Here is a 16282-nt window from a genome sequence, read left to right on the forward strand (position 1 = left end):
CGCTTTACGTTGGAGTTAGAGCCGCCTTGTAACTGTGAATCGGACAGTATCGCCCTGAAAAGTATCTTCACTTTTATATTCGTGATACACCGCCGCATTGAGGAGTAATTGAGTATCACGCCAAAAATACTGAACCTCACCACCTATTGCATGGTGCTCTATTTTAGTCCCGGGATGGAAGACAGAAGTCCCCGAATCATTTGTCAACTGCCAGACGTCGTACCCTACAAGCCCTACATCCAAGAGTGGGTTTATCTTTCTGCTGATACCCCACTCCACAGAAAATGCATCGCCCGGTGTCAAATGGGTTCCCTCTTGCTCGCCATTCTTTTCATATCTGGATGTAGCGGAGACGGCCCATTTTTTTTCGTGATCCAAGTACCGGGTTCCGCCAAGGGTGAACATATAGGAGGTGTAGCCTTTACCAATTGACACAGATCGGTCGCTATCATAGTCGCCGGTCTTAACCCAGACGCCTAACATACTGACCGCATCCCATTGCTGGGCGTGCCAGGTTATCGTGATGGGCTGCAACAATATGTCGCCAACACCCTCGGCATCACCCTTCACACCAAAATTACTTATTTTGGTTTCCTGCTGTTGAATGGGTACGATGGCGTTCATGCCATAGTTCCCACCCAGCAGGGAATAATCGGTTATCCATATAAATTGGTTAGCGAATGCGTGCACGTCAATTTTATTGTGCCCGGATCTCTCCGTACCGTGCTTGTCATTCAGCGTATCAGCGGAATAATTTACAAGGTAACCTCTATAGTAGACACCCGGTGGTGGCAGGGTTGCGATCAATAACCCTTCAGCCCCTACAGAGTAGTGACCCACCTGTGCAATTGCAGGAACGGCGGTTAGACACAGAGAAGCACCCGCGACCAAAGAACTTATTTTTCTCAACATATGGTTTCCTATTATTTTTGTTGGGCCGTACGTTTTTCGAAGAGGCAGTTTCCATACAGGCTCATCATTCGCAAGGGGGTCAGCGAGCCTGGAGGCTCGCCCGCCTGAAGAAGTTGGATCTGCAATGACCTGCTGATCAAACTCAATGCCTGTGCAGACAACCTATTCAAGTATCATGCCAAGCCAAAACAACCAACAAACAGTTGATATATATAGGATAAAAAGTTCTTGAGTGGGCACTTAACCCGTGTCGCTCATTCAACCTCCACAAATTTGTGAGACCGGAGAGTGCGGACATCACATATATGTTCAATCGCTTAAATTACTGGCTTTTTTACAAGCGCAAGAACAAATATCAAGGCCACATTCCAGAACTCATTTGGATATTCTGATCAGGCCAAGGCCTCTGCAAGCAAAGCATGCTCTGTGCTTTCTGTTAATTGATCACCCCTTCAGACAAAAGCCAAGGCTGCGCGGGCGCCCTCTATCGCTGCCAGGTGCTGCGCCACCCGGGATGGCAAGTAGTTGAAGAAAAACCCGGCGCTTTGCAGCTTGCTGGCGCGCAACGGATCATCTTCGGGTAGCACCCTGGAAACCCGCGCCGCCCGCGCCCAGGCCAGGGCCAACATCGTCACGCCGCACAGCTGAAGGAAATCCCCGGCGGCCCGATAGGGGTATTCGCTGTCCTCTCGGGACAGTTCACGCACGTCATCGACCACAGCCGCCAGCGAGCCGCACAGGTTGCCCAGCGCGGCGGCAAAACTCGCACACTCGACCCATTCACCGCCCTGCCCGGCTTCGTCGCGCAACTGAGCTAGCAGCAGACCGAACGCCCGGGCTTCGTCTCCCAGAACCTTGCGTAACAGCAGGTCATTGGCCTGAATTTCGTTGCTGCCCTCATAGATCATGGCAATGCGGCTGTCGCGCAGAGTCTGCTCGATGGCGAACTCGGTGACGTAACCGTAACCGCCGAAGACTTGCAAAGCGTTGCTCGCCTGGCGAAACCCTTGCTCGGTGAAAAACGCCTTGATGATCGGAGTCAACAGCTGCGCCAGTTGCTCGGCCTGCTGCCGCGCCTGTGGGTCCGGGTCATGCTCGGCCTGATCCAGCAAATGGGCGGCCCAGTAGCCGATGGCCCGCAAACCTTCGCTGGTTGTGCGCAGCTCCAGCAACACCTGGCGCATGGCCGGGTGATAGCTGATCGGGTCGGCGGCTTGGGCCGCCATCCCTTCAGGTCTGAGCGGAGCACGCATCTGTCGGCGCTCGGCGGTATACTCCCGGGCGTTCTGCCAAGCCGCCTCGACGTGTCCCAGGCCTTGCAGGCCGACATGCAGACGTGCCGAATTCATCATCACGAACATGGCCGCCAGGCCCCGGTTGGCCTCACCGATCAGCCAACCCCGAGCGCCTTCAAACACCAGGGAGCAGGTGGCGCTGCCCTTGATGCCCATCTTGTGTTCAATGCCGTCGCAGCGCACGCCATTGATCTGGCCAGTGTCCAGTTGTTTGGGCACCAGGAACAGGGAAACACCACGACTGCCCGACGGCGCACCCGGCAAGCGCGCCAGCACCAGGTGCAGGATATTGCCTGTGAAATCGTGCTCGCCGCCGGAGATAAACAGCTTGTTGCCGTGAAGGTGATAGCTGCCATCGTCATGGGGTTCGGCACGACAACGCAGCAGCCCGACATCGCTGCCGGCCTGGGGCTCGGTCAGGCACATGGTGGGCAAGGCCTGGCCGCTGACGATGTCGGGCAGGTAGCGCTCCTGCAGCCAGGGCGCGCCATGGGTCTTGAGGCACAGGTAGGCGCCGTGGGCGATGCCGGTGTACATGGCCCAGGCGTGGTTGCTGGCGTAGAGCATCTCTTGCAGCGCCGCGTCGAGCAGTTGCGGCAACCCCTGCCCGCCCAGCGCCTCGGCACAAGCCAGCGAGGGCCAGCCACCGTCGACATAGGCTCGATAAGCGTCGGCAAAGCCGTCCGGGGTGCTGACCCGACCCGCCGTCCAGCGACAGCCCTGACGATCGCCGCTGCCGTTCAACGGCGCCAGCACACCCTCGCTGAAACGTCCCGCCTCCTCCAGCACCTGTACCGCCAAAGGCAGATCCAGCCCCTCGAACGCCGGGCTGCGGCACCACGCTCTAGGCGCCTGCAGCCAGTGTTCAAGAACAAATTGCATATCGCGCAGGGGCGCCTGATAGCTCCACATGGGAAACCTCATCGGATAGAAAAAAGTCGCCCGCCCCGCTGGACAGGCGGCCAACACCTCACGCGCGGTACGCCGGGTTCTCGATCAGCAGCGCCATGCCCTGCCCACCACCCACGCAGGCAGCGGCAATCCCGTAGCGAAGATTGTGTTGGCGTAATTGGCGAGCCAGGGTCATGACCAGTCGCAAGCCCGTGGCGGCCAGTGGGTGCCCAATAGCCAGGGAGCCGCCTTGGGCGTTGAGCCGGGAACCGTCCAGCTTCAGCTCTTGCGCCACCGCGAGCACCTGGGCCGCCTGAGCTTCATTGATCTCGAAACGCGCGATGTCGTCCAGGTTCAACCCGCTGCGTTGCAGCAGCAGGCGGATCGCCGGAGCCGGGCCGATCCCCATGAACTCCGGGGCCACACCGACCACCGCACTGGCCAGCAGCCAGGCCAGAGCCGGACGTTTGTAGGCTGAGGCACGCCCCACCAGGGCCGCCGCCGCACCATCGACCACCGCGCAGCTGTTGCCAGCGGTTTGCACACCGCCCTCATGCACCGCGCGCAAGCGAGCCAGCGCCGACAGGTCGGTGGGCCGTGGATGACTGTCCTCGGTGACGGCACCAGCCCTGCGGGGTAGGCTGATGCCACGCGGCTGATAGCCCTCAAGTTCAAACACCTGGTTATTAACGGCGACGATTTCCTCGACCCAGGCCCCTGTCTGCTGCGCCTGCAAGGCCCGATGGTGACTGTCGCAGGCATAGCAATCCACCGCTTCGCGGCTCAACGCATACCGGCGCGCCAGGTTATCGGCAGTGGCAATCATGTCCAACCCGGGGGCCGGGTCGTAGAGCGCTTCCCAGAGAAAATCCTTGAATTGCACCTCTGCACCGAGACGAAAACCATCCCTGTGGGTATAGGCGGAAATCGGATTGCGCGACATGGATTCACTGGCCACACACAAAACCAGTTGCACGCCGTCATCCAGCTGCATGGCGGCCTGGTGCAACAGCTCGAAACCAGTAGCGCAGATGCGCTGCACCCCCAGCGCCGGGACCGTTGGCGCCACGCCACTGTACAAGCCGATATGCCGTGGCAGCAGGTAGGCATCGAAACTGGCCTGGGCCATGGAGCCAGCCAGCACACTGTCCACCGTTTGTGGATCGATGCCAGTGCGAGCCAGCACTTCACGGCCGACCTTGATTCCCAGATCGATCGGCGAAACCTGGGCCAAAGCGCCACCAAGGTCGACCCAGGGGGTACGCACGGCGTCGAAGATCGCCACGTCGGTAAAAGCCGAGTATTGCCCGACGTGACTCATGGCTTGGGTCCGGCACGCAGGATGGAAGCTTCCTCGCCGCGATACAACGCTTCGACCTTCGCCGCCCGCCACTGCAACACCGCCCGCTGATTGATCGAGCCCTTGTCGGTGATTTCTCCCCGGTCGATGGACGCCGGTTCATCGAGCAAGGTAATCCATTCCACACGACTGGCATTGCCGCTAGCCTCGCGGTTCAGACGCTGCAGCCAGTCGCCGAACCACTGGCGCACCAGCGCGCTGGCCAACACTTGGGCATCACTGGCGTCCGGCCCCAGGCCCGACAAGCGTCGGCACTCATAGAGCCTTGGAAATACCAGTGCCCCCAGGCATTCGCGATCCGGTGCCGTGATGACCAGGTCCTGGACATAGGGTGAACCTTCCAGCACCGCGCGATTACGCAACGGCCCGACGCTGACAAACACACCGGACGATAGCTTGAAGTCTTCGGCGATCCGGCCGTCGAACATCAGGCCCAGTTGCGGGTCCTTGGGGTCGGCCAGTTTGATCGCATCGCCGGAGCAGTAGAAACCATCCTCGTCGAATACCTCGGCGGTCTGCTGCGGCGAGCGCCAATAGCCGGGCATGATATGCGGGCCACGAAAGCGCCCTTCGAGCTTGCCATCGGCCGGCACCAGCCGCACTTCGCAACCGGGGGCCGGCAGACCGATATAACCGGCCATGGACAACGGCCCGGTGGTGAAGGTGCAGGACGGCGCGGCCTCGGTCATGCCCAGCCCGGCCATCATACGAATGCGTTCGCCACAATGCTGCTCGGCCACCTTGTCGAGTCGGTCCCAGACGCTTTGCGACAAACCGGCCGCAGCGAAAAAGCACAGGCTGATGTGGGCGAAAAAACGCTCACGCAGTTCTGCGTCCTGTTCCAGGGCATTGACAAGTTCTTCCCAGCCCTTGGGCACGGTCAGGTAAGCGGTGGGAGAAATTTCCTTGAGGTTGCGCAGGGTTTCGGCGAAGCCCTGAACCGTGGGCTTGCCATCGTCCAGGTAAAATGTTCCGCCATTGTAGAGCGCGATGCCGACATTGTGGCTGCCGCCGAAAGTGTGGTTCCACGGCAGCCAGTCCACCAGTACGGGTGGCTCCTCACCAAACACCGGAAAGGTCTGCAACAGCATCTGCTGGTTGGCGCAGAGCATGCGCTGGGTGGTAATCACGGCCTTGGGTAGCTTAGTGGAGCCTGAAGTAAACAGAAACTTGGCGATGCTGTCTGGCCCGGTAGCCGTGAAGGCGCAATCGGCCTCGGCCCCCCCGGGTTGTTCCAGCAAACTGGCAAAGCTCGCCTGCCGGCGGCCCTGCACTTGTCCTCGCACGCTGATCAACGGTGTTTCGGCCGGTAGCACCGCATCGATCGCCCGCTGATAAGCCGCGGCGTCACTGACGAACACCAGGCCCGGTTGCAACAGGTCGCAGATATGCCGCAGCTTGGCGAAATCCAGGGACAACAACGAATAGGCCGGCGATACGGGACAATAGGGAATGCCGGCGTACATGGCGCCCAAAGCAACTTGCAAATGTTCGATGTCGTTACCCGAGAGGATCGCCAACGGGCGCTCGGCTGAAAGACCGTAACTCAGCAGCCGCTGGGCAATGGCACGGACGCTGGTCAGCATTTGGGCGTAACTCACCCGGCGCCAGTCGCCGCCGTCCTGACGAGCAGCGATAAAGGTCTGTTGCGGGCGCACCTGGGCCCAATGAACCAGACGATCCAACAAGCGTATGGGCAACTCAGCCAAAGGTTCCAGGGACCGCATGTGCAGGATGCCATGCTCTTCGCTGACTTCAACGGCGGGGCGGCCGATCGACACCTGGCGATAACGCACAGGGTCTGGCCGGGGGGGCGATCTGAATTCGGAACTCACGTGCATTTCCTCCATCAAGGCACGCCCGGGCCGCACTAAGCGAACGGAGCGTGGCAGCGTCTGGCTGCAGCCTTGTTATTGTTATGTCTGGCCTGCACTCGGGCGACAGTTTTCAAATCCTGCGCCCGAGAATCTGACGGATATCAGATCGGGTAATGCCGGGGTCCGTTCTGCAAGGTCACCCAGCGCAATTGGGTGAAATGCTTGATGGCCGCCTTGCCACCAAAACTGCCGTAACCGCTGGACTTGACCCCCCCGAAGGGCATCTGCGCCTCGTCTTGTACGGTCGGGCCATTGATGTGACAAATACCCGACTCGACCCGCTGGGCCAGGGCCAATGCGCGGGCGGTGTCGCGACTGAAGATCGCCGCCGACAGGCCGAACTCGGAATCGTTGGCCAGGCGCAGCAGTTCCTCATCCCCTTCACCGCGCAACACCACCACCACCGGGCCGAAGGACTCCTCGCGGTACAGACGCATGTCAGGGGTGATGCCGTCGAGCAGGGTCGGCTGCAATATGCTGCCCTCCAGTTGCCCACCCGCCACCAATGTCGCGCCTTTGGCCAGGGCATCGTCGATCAGCCCCTTGATGCGCAGGCCGGCGCTGGCATCCACCAGCGAGCCGAGAACCGAATCCGCGGCATTTGGATCACCGGCGCGCAGGGTGGCGATTTTCGCCGTGAGCCGAGCGAGAAAGGCTTCGGCGATGCTGACATCGACGATCAACCGCTCGGTGGACATGCAGATCTGCCCCTGGTTGAAAAAGGCCCCGAACGCAGCGGCTTGTACGGCAGCGTCCAGGTCGGCATCCTCCAGCACCAGTAGCGGCGCCTTGCCGCCTAGCTCCAGCAAAGCAGGTTTAAGGTGGCGCGCCGAGAGTTCGCCGACGATGCGCCCAACATGGGTCGAGCCGGTGAAGTTGACCCGCCGCACCGCCGGGTTGGCGATCAGCCGTTCGACAATCGCCGCCGCATCGGTTGGCGCATTCGTAATGACGTTGACCACTCCGTCGCCCAGCCCCGCATCCTGCAACACCTGAACGATCAACCGATGCACCGCCGGGCTGATTTCGGAGGCCTTGAGCACCACCGTATTGCCACAGGCCAGGGGCATGGCGATGGCGCGGGTGGCGAGGATCACCGGAGCATTCCATGGGGCAATACCCAGCACCACGCCGCACGGTTGACGCAAGGCCATCGCAAAGTTGCCGGGCACATCGGAGGGGATGATTTCGCCATTGATCTGAGTGGTCATGGACGCCGCTTCGCGCAGCATGTTGGCGGCCAGGTGCACATTGAAACCGTACCAATTGGCCATGGCGCCGGTTTCGCCAGCCGCCGCAATGAATTCGCTGCTGCGAGCCTGCAATTGCTCGGCCGCACGCAGCAGGCGGGTGCGGCGCTCATTGGGCGCCAGGGCCGCCCAGACAGGGAACGCGGCCTGGGCGGCGGCGACGGCAGCGTCGGCATCTTCCAGGGTAGCGGCGGCCACCCGGGACACCACTTCGCCGGTCACCGGGTTGCAACGTTCGAAGGTTCGACCGTCGCGGGCGGGGCACGACTGGCCGCCGATTAACAGGGGCACGTCCAGCATGGTGATTCCTCTTTATTGTCTTTATCGGGAATACGATCACAGTAACGTCAAGGGACTTGGACGAACATCTTGCGGGCATGTGATTGACGCCCGCCGCGCCGCTGTCTCAGCGCTTGTAGGTCTGCAAGCCCGGCTTGATGCTCTTGTCGTTGAGGAACTGTTTCATCCCCTGCTCGCGACCACCCTCGGTGTCAAGCAGGCGCGATTGATCGAGCTTGGCGTACAGGTAATCTTCGTTCTGCTCCCACGTCAGCTCGCGGCAGCGTTTGAAGCCGTGCTTGGCGGCACGCAGCACCACCGGGTTTTTCTCCAACAGGTTGCGTGCAAGCTCCACGGTCACATCCCGTAGCTGGGTCAACGGCACGCTTTCGTTGACCAGGCCCATCTCGGCGGCCTTCTGCCCGCCAAAGGTCTTGCCGGTCATGATGTAGTACAGCGATTGACGATGACCCACGGTATCGGCCATGGCCTTGCTCACCAGGTTGCCCGGCGGGATGCCCCAGTTGATTTCCGACAGACCGAAGGTCGCTTCATCGGCGCAGATCGCCAAGTCGCAGGCCACCAGCGGGCTGAAACCGCCACCGAAGCACCAACCGTTGACCATGGCGATGGTTGGCTTGGCATACATGCGCAACAGTTTCCATTGCCACTGAGAGGCTTCACGGCGAATTTTTTCCTGAAGGACTTCCGGGCCCGCGTCCACTTCGCGGAAGTATTTCTTGAGGTCCATGCCTGCAGTCCAGGCTTCGCCCGCACCGGTCAGCACCAGCACACCGGCGTCGGGATCCTGCTCCAGGGTTTCCAGAACGTCGATCATTTCGCGGTTCAATGTCGGGCTCATGGCGTTGCGCTTTTCCGGGCGATTGAGGATGACCCAGGCAATGCTTTCCTCGATTTCCACTTTGACCGTTGTCCAGCGACCCTCGTAATTGCTCATGGCGATGCTCTCTTGTTCTTGGCTTGAAGATGAGTAAAAAACTAAACCTGAAATTTAGTTATGTCAATTAACTATTAATTGATTTGAGCAACTTTTTTGACCTGTTAACCAGTGCGTCAGATCAACGAATCTGACATCGACCGTAGCTATCGCCACGCAACCTCGGCAAACTGGATAGCCTTATTAATCACTCACCCTGAGGAGATTCCCTTCGATGGCCAAGTCTTCCAAGATCGCCGAACCCGCCGAGGCCCTTGCCGACGGCGCCAAAGCACAGGCGTCCCTGGACTCCGCGCTGGACGATCTGATTGGTTACGCCCTGCGTCGAGCCCAACTGAAACTGTTCCAGAACCTGATTGGTCGGCTGGCGATTCACGACCTGCGGCCCGCGCAATTCTCGGCCCTGGCAATCATCGACCAGAACCCCGGCCTGATGCAGGCCGACTTGGCCAAGGCCCTGACAATAGAGCCGCCGCAAGTGGTGCCGCTGCTGAACAAACTGGAAAACCGGGCACTGGCGGTGCGGGTGCGCTGCAAACCGGACAAGCGCTCCTACGGGATTTTCCTGAGCAAGAGCGGCGAAACCCTGCTCAAGGAACTCAAGCAGATTGCCGTCCAAAGCGACCTCGATTCTACTGCCACCCTGACAGGTACCGAGCGCGAGGAGCTGCTACGGCTGCTGAGGAAGGTTTATCAGCAATAGTGGCAAATCTACTCCCTCGCCACGGACTCTATTCATTCCTTAAGTGAGCAGCATTGCCTTCCTTCCGCACTCTCTGCGTCACCAGATCGGCACGCGGTAGGTCACCAGAGAGCGGGTCTGGTTTTCATCGCGAAACGCAGCGCCGCCGGGGAAGTTGTTACGGTAGATCGATTTGCGCGCCAGCAGCCCGACGTTCTTCAATGGCCCGCTCTGGATCACATACCCCCAGCTCCATCTGAAACTCGCGTTCCTTGCGATCGTCGGCATCCAGGACGGTCAACTCGATGTGGTCACCGCGTAAATAGCGCAATCGGCTTTTCAAACCGGGCACACCGGAGGCTGCAAAATCATAGTCATAGATGGCTTGCCAGGTGCGTTCCCCGGCCTTGAGAAAATCCGAACTCATGGCCATCTCACTCAAGTTCATCACCTGCGTGCCAGAGACATATGGCATGGCCGTATCGCCGCTGGCGTGCATGTAACCCAGGCTCAGGCGATAGCCGAGCAGCGCCGAGAGATTGCGGTTATCGACCTTACCAGCCCTGACACTGCCGTCTTCGTCACTGAAAAAACTGCGCAGGTCGGTGGTCAACACGCCGTCGCCCAAGGGCAAATTGTGCAGCAAAGACAGGGTGTTTTACTGATACAAATCCGCCACTTCGGCGTGATAGGCCCGCAGGCTGAGGTTCTTGTTGACCTGATAGTCACCGCCGACATTGACCATGTGGGACGAGATAGCAGCGCCGTTGAAACGCCGGTTGGGTGAGGCAATGCTGATCGGTTGATAGTCGGTGGAGTCGCGCTTGTTGACCCGATCGATGTAGCCGGTGTTGAAGGTCAAGCCTTCGATATCTTGGGAGCTGAGTGTCGTACCGCGGAACGTTTGCGGTAGCAGCCGCGACGGACTGGCGAAAGCAAATGGCAGGAATATCGAGACATCGCCGGTCTTCACCGTGGTCTGGGCAAATCGCAGCTTGCCGGTCAGGGCCAGGCGTGAATATTCATCCGCCGCGCGCTTGTCGCTGCTCGATACCGGCAACAGCTCCGTGCCACTGCGGTCCGGCGCGGAATCGAGCTTGAGACCCATCAACCCCCGGGCATCCAGCCCGAAACCAACGGCGCCCTGGGTGAATCCCGATTCCATGTTCATGATCAAACCCTGGGCCCATTCCCGAGCGGCGGTTTTTGCGCCATCGTCCTTGTAGTCGCGGTCCAGGTAGTAATTGCGTGGGGTCAGTGTGCCGTGACTGTCAGCAATAAAACCTTCTACCAACAGCGAAGTGGAAAAGAGACTCAGGTACAGCAAGGCCAGCAGTCGCCCCCCATGGGAGCCACAGGCCAGTGGAGTTGAAGTCGCCGCCAGGGCGCGCCGAGCAAGGTTTGGCATGTTCGAGGTCCATTTATTGTTGTTGTTCTGGAGCAGGTCCGGCGCCCGGAGGGTGGGGTCCGCGGAACAGAGAATGGAAACGGCACCGGGCTTCGCCAATTCAGAGCAGCCGATAATCGAACATTAATTTTATTAACTAATTTACCTACAATGACACGTCGCACCGCTAACCGACTGATTTAAAAACCCTTATAGGCTATTTTTTTCGTATCTTTAAGTTGATCTTCTTTTTTAGTTAGCTTTGTTAAGCTTATTAATCACCTGCCGCGCTCTTGTACCGACTCAACACCACAACAAAAACAAGAGGTTTTGCCCATGAACCGTTCAACGCGTCGTTCGACGCTGACCATCGCCTTGTGCTTTATCGTGGCGCTGATCGAAGGCTTCGACCTGCAATCGGCTGGCACGGCCGCTACCGGCCTGCGACAGACCTTTACCCTGGACCCGAAAATGATGGGCTGGGTGTTCAGCGCCGGCATCATCGGGTTGTTGCCAGGGGCATTTTTTGGGGGTTGGATTGCCGATCGTATCGGCCGTAAGAAAATCCTCGTCGCTGCTGTCTTGCTGTTCGGCTTGTTCTCCCTTAGTACCGTCTACGTCGAACACGTCTCCAGCCTGCTGCTGGTGCGCCTCATGACAGGCCTGGGCTTGGGCGCTGCCCTACCCAACCTGATCGCCCTGTGCGCCGAAGCCGTGGGTGAACAACATCGCGGCACGGCCATCAGCGTAATGTATGCGGGCGTGCCATTGGGCGGCGCGCTGGCTGCCGTGGTCGCCATGGTGTATGGCGAACATTGGCAAATGACTTTCTTCATCGGCGGTGTGGTGCCGTTACTGGTGGTGCCGTTGATGCTGATGTGGCTTCCCGAATCCAGCGCCTTTCGCCAGCAGCAGGAGGCGGTTGGCGTGGCGCGCACCTCCACCGGCGAGGCGCTGTTCGGCCAAGGTCGTGGTCGCACTACCCTCGCGTTGTGGCTGAGTTATTTCTTCACCCTCACCGTGATGTACATGTTGCTCAACTGGCTGCCATCGTTGCTACTCGAACAAGGGTTCAGTAAACCCCAGGCCGGCCTGGTGCAGATGCTGTTCAACATCGGCGGCGCCCTGGGTTCGTTGTTGGGAGGGGTGCTGCTGGATCGTTGCAATGCAACCAAGGTGGTGTTGGTGGTTTATGCCGGATTACTGATGGCGTTGGCCGGGGTTGGGCTGTCGATCGGCATCGTACCGATGGCCATCGCCGGGTTTGCGGCCGGGCTGTTCGTCATGGCAGCGCAACTGGTGCTCTACGCCTTGACGCCGCCCTCCTATCCCACTGCCGTGCGCGCCACGGGTGTCGGAGCAGCGGTCGCCATTGGCCGCCTGGGTTCGGTGGCCGGACCTTTGGCAGCCGGGCAAATCCTTGCAGCGGGCGCCGGCACCACCGGTGTGCTGGTGGCAACCTCGCCAGGGTTGGTGATTGCCGCTCTGGCGGCGATCAGCGTAATGGCGCGCGCGGTGTCGACGGGTACGCCGCAGACGGTGCGCTGATCACAAGAGCCCAAGGGCTGCTTCCTCGCCACAAGCACAAGGTCAGATTGATCGTTCCCACGCTCTGCGTCACAAATGTCCGGTAAAAACCGAAGGGGGGCGCTTGCTCCCCCTTGCTGTTGGCGGCCAACAGTCATGGTCGGATTTTTCAGACTCGATTTTGACTCATGTTTACCGGCACCCGTTTAGCCCACCTACTCAGTACGATCTCACGTCAGCTCTTCCGGCAATCCACCGAAAAGCACCAGGCTGATCGCTACGTCAAACGCTGCATCTCCTGGCAATTGCTGGTGACACTGGTCAGCAGCCATGTAACCCAAGCCCTAAGCCTGCGGTCCTTGGTGACTGTCTCCGAAACTCTCGGCCCGCATAGCTACCATCTTTACGCCGGTCCCGTCGCCCGCTCGACCCTGTCGGATGCGTTGAACAAGCGTGACTACCAGCCATTCCAGGACTTCTGCGAGTTGCTGTTGTGCGGCATCTGTCGCCAGTAGCGCAAAGAAGTCGGTGTCATGGTCAGCCTGATTGATTCCACATCGATCACCTTGCGCGGACCTCACGGGTGATGTACCTGCGACGGGCAGGCAGGCAGTCGCTATTCAGCCCGTTACTCAATGTTCAGGGCGGCGCCGACTCTCAGGTAGAGGCGACACTGGAGTATAGGCTCGCGAACCTGCACATCATGGCCGAGCGCATGCATATGAGCCCGCGCAATCTTGGCGCACCTGTTCACCGAGGAAACCGGTACGTCACCGACGGCGTTTCTTGCTGATGCACGGATTGATGAGGTTCGGCGTTATCTGGAAACCACCGAGCAGTCAAATCAAGGAGATAGCCCACCGTTGTGGCTTTGAGCATACCGACAGCCTGCGCCGTGCATTCGTAAAACATCTGGCAATCAGCCCGGTGGAATATCGCCAGCGCTTCTGCTTCGAGCCCCCAGCGTCAATATCAGCAACTGGTGGGAGGGACCTTTAAGCGTCCCTCTTTTCAGATTCAGTCGCCGGAATCAGATTGGCTCAGCCAATGTAATAAAAGACTCATGCATAATTTGCGCATGCTCTTCTTTGTCGCCTGCGCTTTTCTCTATTTCACAAAGTCTTGCAGATTTCTCAACCACCAATCGACAGCGCTCCCAACGCCGTTCTTCGAAACTATTCAGAGCGACCTCTAAGTCGGAATGGCGAAGGAGCTCTTCAGCGAGCACGATCGCACTTTCAATTCCAATTCCGGCGCCAGAAGCCAGATGGGGCGTGGTGGCATGCACCGTATCTCCAATCATCACGACGCGACCTTTATGCCACGGTAATGGCACCAATAGATTGGACAGCGGGCGGTAATCAATACTCGCTTGCGGCTCATACAGCTGAGGCACAAGCGTTTGTAGGATGGGGGCTGGATACTCACCCAGCAAACGCGCCATTTCGCTCGGCCAGTTTGCTGGATCAATCCACTCGGAATGGTCTCGGTTTTCCATAATGAACATATACATGTGCGTTGCGGAAATAGGATTGACACCGACCTTGGTGCGTCCCAACCAATGACTGGGGCGAATAATTTCCTGTGGCCGCTTCAACACTGCACGCCAGACGCTCTGCTGGATGGGTTTGGGCGATGGTGCTTGTGCAAACAATTCCTTGCGCACCCGTGAATGCATCCCGTCAGAGGCAATCACCAGATCATAGGTACCTGACGATCCGTCAGTGAAGGTGACATCTACGCCCTCTTGGTGCTGGCTAATGGTTTCGAATGTGAGGCCAAGGCGCACGTTGGTGTTCACTTCCAGCGTCTTGTCAGCAAAAACTCGAGCCAGTACAGGACGCAAGATACCGCCACCACCTGGCAACGCCTTATCGCTGACCGGAGGACGAATTGCCAATTGCACGATCAAGTCTCCCGCTGGAGAAAACACATCGAAATCTGTCGAGAGATACCCTTCGCGAGCCACCCTCTCAAGGATTCCAACAGTGTCGAGGGCTCTCAGCGTGGGACCGCTGAGCGTGATCCCGGCCCCCAAGGGACACCAGAGGGGATCTATTTCGATCAAGTCCACTTCCACGCCTTGACGGGCAAGCTGGATAGCCGCCGTCATACCGGAGAAACCTCCTCCGATAACCAGCACCTTATTGACTGCTGCAATCATCACGCTCTCCTAATTATTCTTATTTCAATCGAGCTGACCCGGTAGTGCACACCGTCGACTGGTTGCTAAAACTCATATTTCTGACTGGCGATGGCGGATCAAAGAGAGACTATCGAATTGAATGTCTGCGCTGAAATCGCATTCCACAATCCGAGGTATCGCAGGAGATGATTGGTGGCGAGGTTGAGATGTTGCAGCCCCCGCCACCCGTTGTTGACTACGGCACTTCAGACACTTTCCAGTCCGTCCCAGCAAAGGTATTTCACTTCCAGGAACTCATCGATTCCAAGGTGGGATCCCTCCCGCCCAAGGCCACTCTGCTTCACACCACCAAAGGGTGCGACTTCATTTGAAATCAAGCCACAGTTGATGCCGACCATGCCCGACTCAATGCGGGCGGCGTTCCGCCAGATGCGCGCTGCGTCACGACTGAACAGATACGCCGCCAGGCCAAACTCGCTGTCATTGGCCATCGCGATGGCTTCGTCATCGCTATCGAAACGCACCAGTGGCATGACTGGGCCGAATATCTCTTCGCGTGCAACCCTCATTCCATGCGTGACATCCGCAAGTAAAGTGGGTTGGAAGAAACACCCGCCGATTGCATGTCGCTTGCCGCCGGACAACAGTCGAGCACCTTGGGCCAGCGCATCATCAACAAGCTCTTGGGATTTTCGCACCGCCGCTTCATCGATCAACGGCCCCACCTGCACATCAGGTTCCAGGCCATTCCCTACCTTCAGTTGAGCCATGCGCTCGACGACGCGATCGGCAAATGCGTCATAAATCCCTGACTGGACCAGCACCCGATTCGCCCCGATACAGGACTGCCCGCCGTTGCGAAACTTGGCCAACATCACACCGTCGGCTGCGGCATCAAGATCCGCGTCATCGAAGACAATGAATGGAGCGTTGCCACCCAACTCCATTGAGCATTTCTTGACTGTCTGCGCCGCTTGCGCCAACAGCAGCCGACCCACCTCAGTGGAGCCCGTAAACGTGAGTTTGCGTACCAAGGGGTTACCGGTGAGTTCACCCGCGATGTCTCGAGTGTCATTACCCGTGATCACACTGAACACGCCGGCCGGCACTCCAGCGCGTTGCGCAAGTTCGGCAAGTGCCATTGCGGTCAAGGGCGTCTGGCTTGCCGGTTTCACGACCATTGTGCAACCCGCCGCGAGCGCCGGAGCAGCCTTTCGCGTGATCATGGCGGCCGGGAAGTTCCAGGGCGTTATCGCAGCGCAGACTCCGATGGGCTCGCGCAGTACAACAATGCGCTGGGTTTCCTTTACACCGGGAATCAGGTCACCGCGCACACGAGTGGCCTCTTCCGAAAACCATCGAACAAAGGAAGCAGCGTAATCGACTTCACCGCGCGCCTCGTCCAGTGGTTTGCCCTCCTCCAAAGTAATCAGCGTGGCAATATCCTCGCGATGTTCAACCATCAACTCATACCAACGACGCAGCACCTCACCACGGCTTTTAGCCGTCAAGCGACGCCATGGTCCAAATGCCTCATGCGCGGCATCGATTGCACGGCGTACTTCGGCTTCACGGCAGCGCGGCAGGACGGCGAGCACTGTTTGATCGACCGGATTACGCAGCGTGTACTGACCGTGCGGCGTCTCGTTCAACCACTCTCCTGCGATGTAGGCGCCAGTACGCCATAGGGTCGGATCTTTCAGTAAATGCTTCACTTT

At 58.9% G+C, this 16282-nt stretch carries 12 protein-coding genes and 1 pseudogene; 4 read left to right on the forward strand and 9 right to left on the reverse strand.

Annotated elements, in window-relative coordinates; genetic code table 11:
* Positions 1–15: 15 nt before the first annotated feature.
* The 6 genes from AB7M29_RS20765 to AB7M29_RS20790 form a co-directional block, all read right to left on the reverse strand.
* Positions 16–912, reverse strand: a complete 897-nt coding sequence (locus AB7M29_RS20765) for a SphA family protein (RefSeq protein WP_454247762.1) — start codon at positions 910–912, stop codon at positions 16–18.
* Between the two features lie 452 nt (positions 913–1364).
* A complete protein-coding gene (locus tag AB7M29_RS20770; protein WP_454247763.1) occupies positions 1365–3119 on the reverse strand; it encodes an acyl-CoA dehydrogenase family protein in 1755 nt (584 codons plus the stop codon).
* A 58-nt stretch (positions 3120–3177) separates the two neighbouring features.
* On the reverse strand, positions 3178–4419 hold the full coding sequence (locus AB7M29_RS20775) for a thiolase family protein (protein ID WP_454247764.1): 1242 nt from the start codon (positions 4417–4419) through the stop codon (positions 3178–3180).
* Positions 4416–6293, reverse strand: a complete 1878-nt coding sequence (locus tag AB7M29_RS20780) for a feruloyl-CoA synthase (protein ID WP_454247765.1) — start codon at positions 6291–6293, stop codon at positions 4416–4418. The genes AB7M29_RS20775 and AB7M29_RS20780 overlap by 4 nt, the downstream gene beginning before the upstream one ends.
* A gap of 143 nt (positions 6294–6436) precedes the next feature.
* Positions 6437–7885 carry an aldehyde dehydrogenase gene (locus tag AB7M29_RS20785; RefSeq protein ID WP_454247766.1) on the reverse strand — a complete coding sequence of 483 codons (1449 nt, stop codon included), beginning with the start codon at positions 7883–7885 and terminating at the stop codon, positions 6437–6439.
* 106 nt (positions 7886–7991) lie between these two features.
* On the reverse strand, positions 7992–8822 hold the full coding sequence (locus AB7M29_RS20790; protein WP_454247767.1) for a p-hydroxycinnamoyl CoA hydratase/lyase: 831 nt from the start codon (positions 8820–8822) through the stop codon (positions 7992–7994).
* A 214-nt stretch (positions 8823–9036) separates the two neighbouring features.
* On the opposite strand from AB7M29_RS20790, the gene AB7M29_RS20795 reads away from it, so the two are divergent.
* Positions 9037–9525 carry a MarR family winged helix-turn-helix transcriptional regulator gene (locus AB7M29_RS20795; RefSeq protein ID WP_454247768.1) on the forward strand — a complete coding sequence of 163 codons (489 nt, stop codon included), beginning with the start codon at positions 9037–9039 and terminating at the stop codon, positions 9523–9525.
* A gap of 78 nt (positions 9526–9603) precedes the next feature.
* Here the strand turns inward: AB7M29_RS20795 and AB7M29_RS20800 are convergent.
* A pseudogene (locus tag AB7M29_RS20800) lies at positions 9604–10912 on the reverse strand (OprD family porin).
* A gap of 315 nt (positions 10913–11227) precedes the next feature.
* On the opposite strand from AB7M29_RS20800, the gene mhpT reads away from it, so the two are divergent.
* The 3 genes from mhpT (at position 11228) to AB7M29_RS20815 (ending at position 13417) form a co-directional block, all read left to right on the forward strand.
* Positions 11228–12439: a 3-(3-hydroxy-phenyl)propionate transporter MhpT gene (gene mhpT / locus AB7M29_RS20805; RefSeq protein ID WP_454247769.1), complete on the forward strand. Its 1212-nt coding sequence runs from the start codon at positions 11228–11230 to the stop codon at positions 12437–12439.
* A gap of 167 nt (positions 12440–12606) precedes the next feature.
* Positions 12607–12933 carry a DUF4372 domain-containing protein gene (locus AB7M29_RS20810; protein ID WP_454247770.1) on the forward strand — a complete coding sequence of 109 codons (327 nt, stop codon included), beginning with the start codon at positions 12607–12609 and terminating at the stop codon, positions 12931–12933.
* A 289-nt stretch (positions 12934–13222) separates the two neighbouring features.
* Complete coding sequence (locus AB7M29_RS20815; RefSeq protein ID WP_454248743.1) at positions 13223–13417, forward strand: helix-turn-helix domain-containing protein; 195 nt, start codon at positions 13223–13225, stop codon at positions 13415–13417.
* 31 nt (positions 13418–13448) lie between these two features.
* Here the strand turns inward: AB7M29_RS20815 and AB7M29_RS20820 are convergent, their stop codons facing one another.
* The gene (locus AB7M29_RS20820; RefSeq protein WP_454247771.1) at positions 13449–14582 is read right to left on the reverse strand and encodes an FAD-dependent oxidoreductase; all 1134 of its coding nucleotides are present in this window, start codon (positions 14580–14582) and stop codon (positions 13449–13451) included.
* A 227-nt stretch (positions 14583–14809) separates the two neighbouring features.
* Positions 14810–16279, reverse strand: coding sequence for an NAD-dependent succinate-semialdehyde dehydrogenase (locus AB7M29_RS20825; protein WP_454247772.1), 1470 nt, complete (start codon positions 16277–16279; stop codon positions 14810–14812).
* Between the last annotated feature and the right edge of the window lie 3 nt (positions 16280–16282).

Source organism: Pseudomonas sp. F-14 TE3623, from assembly GCF_053629015.1.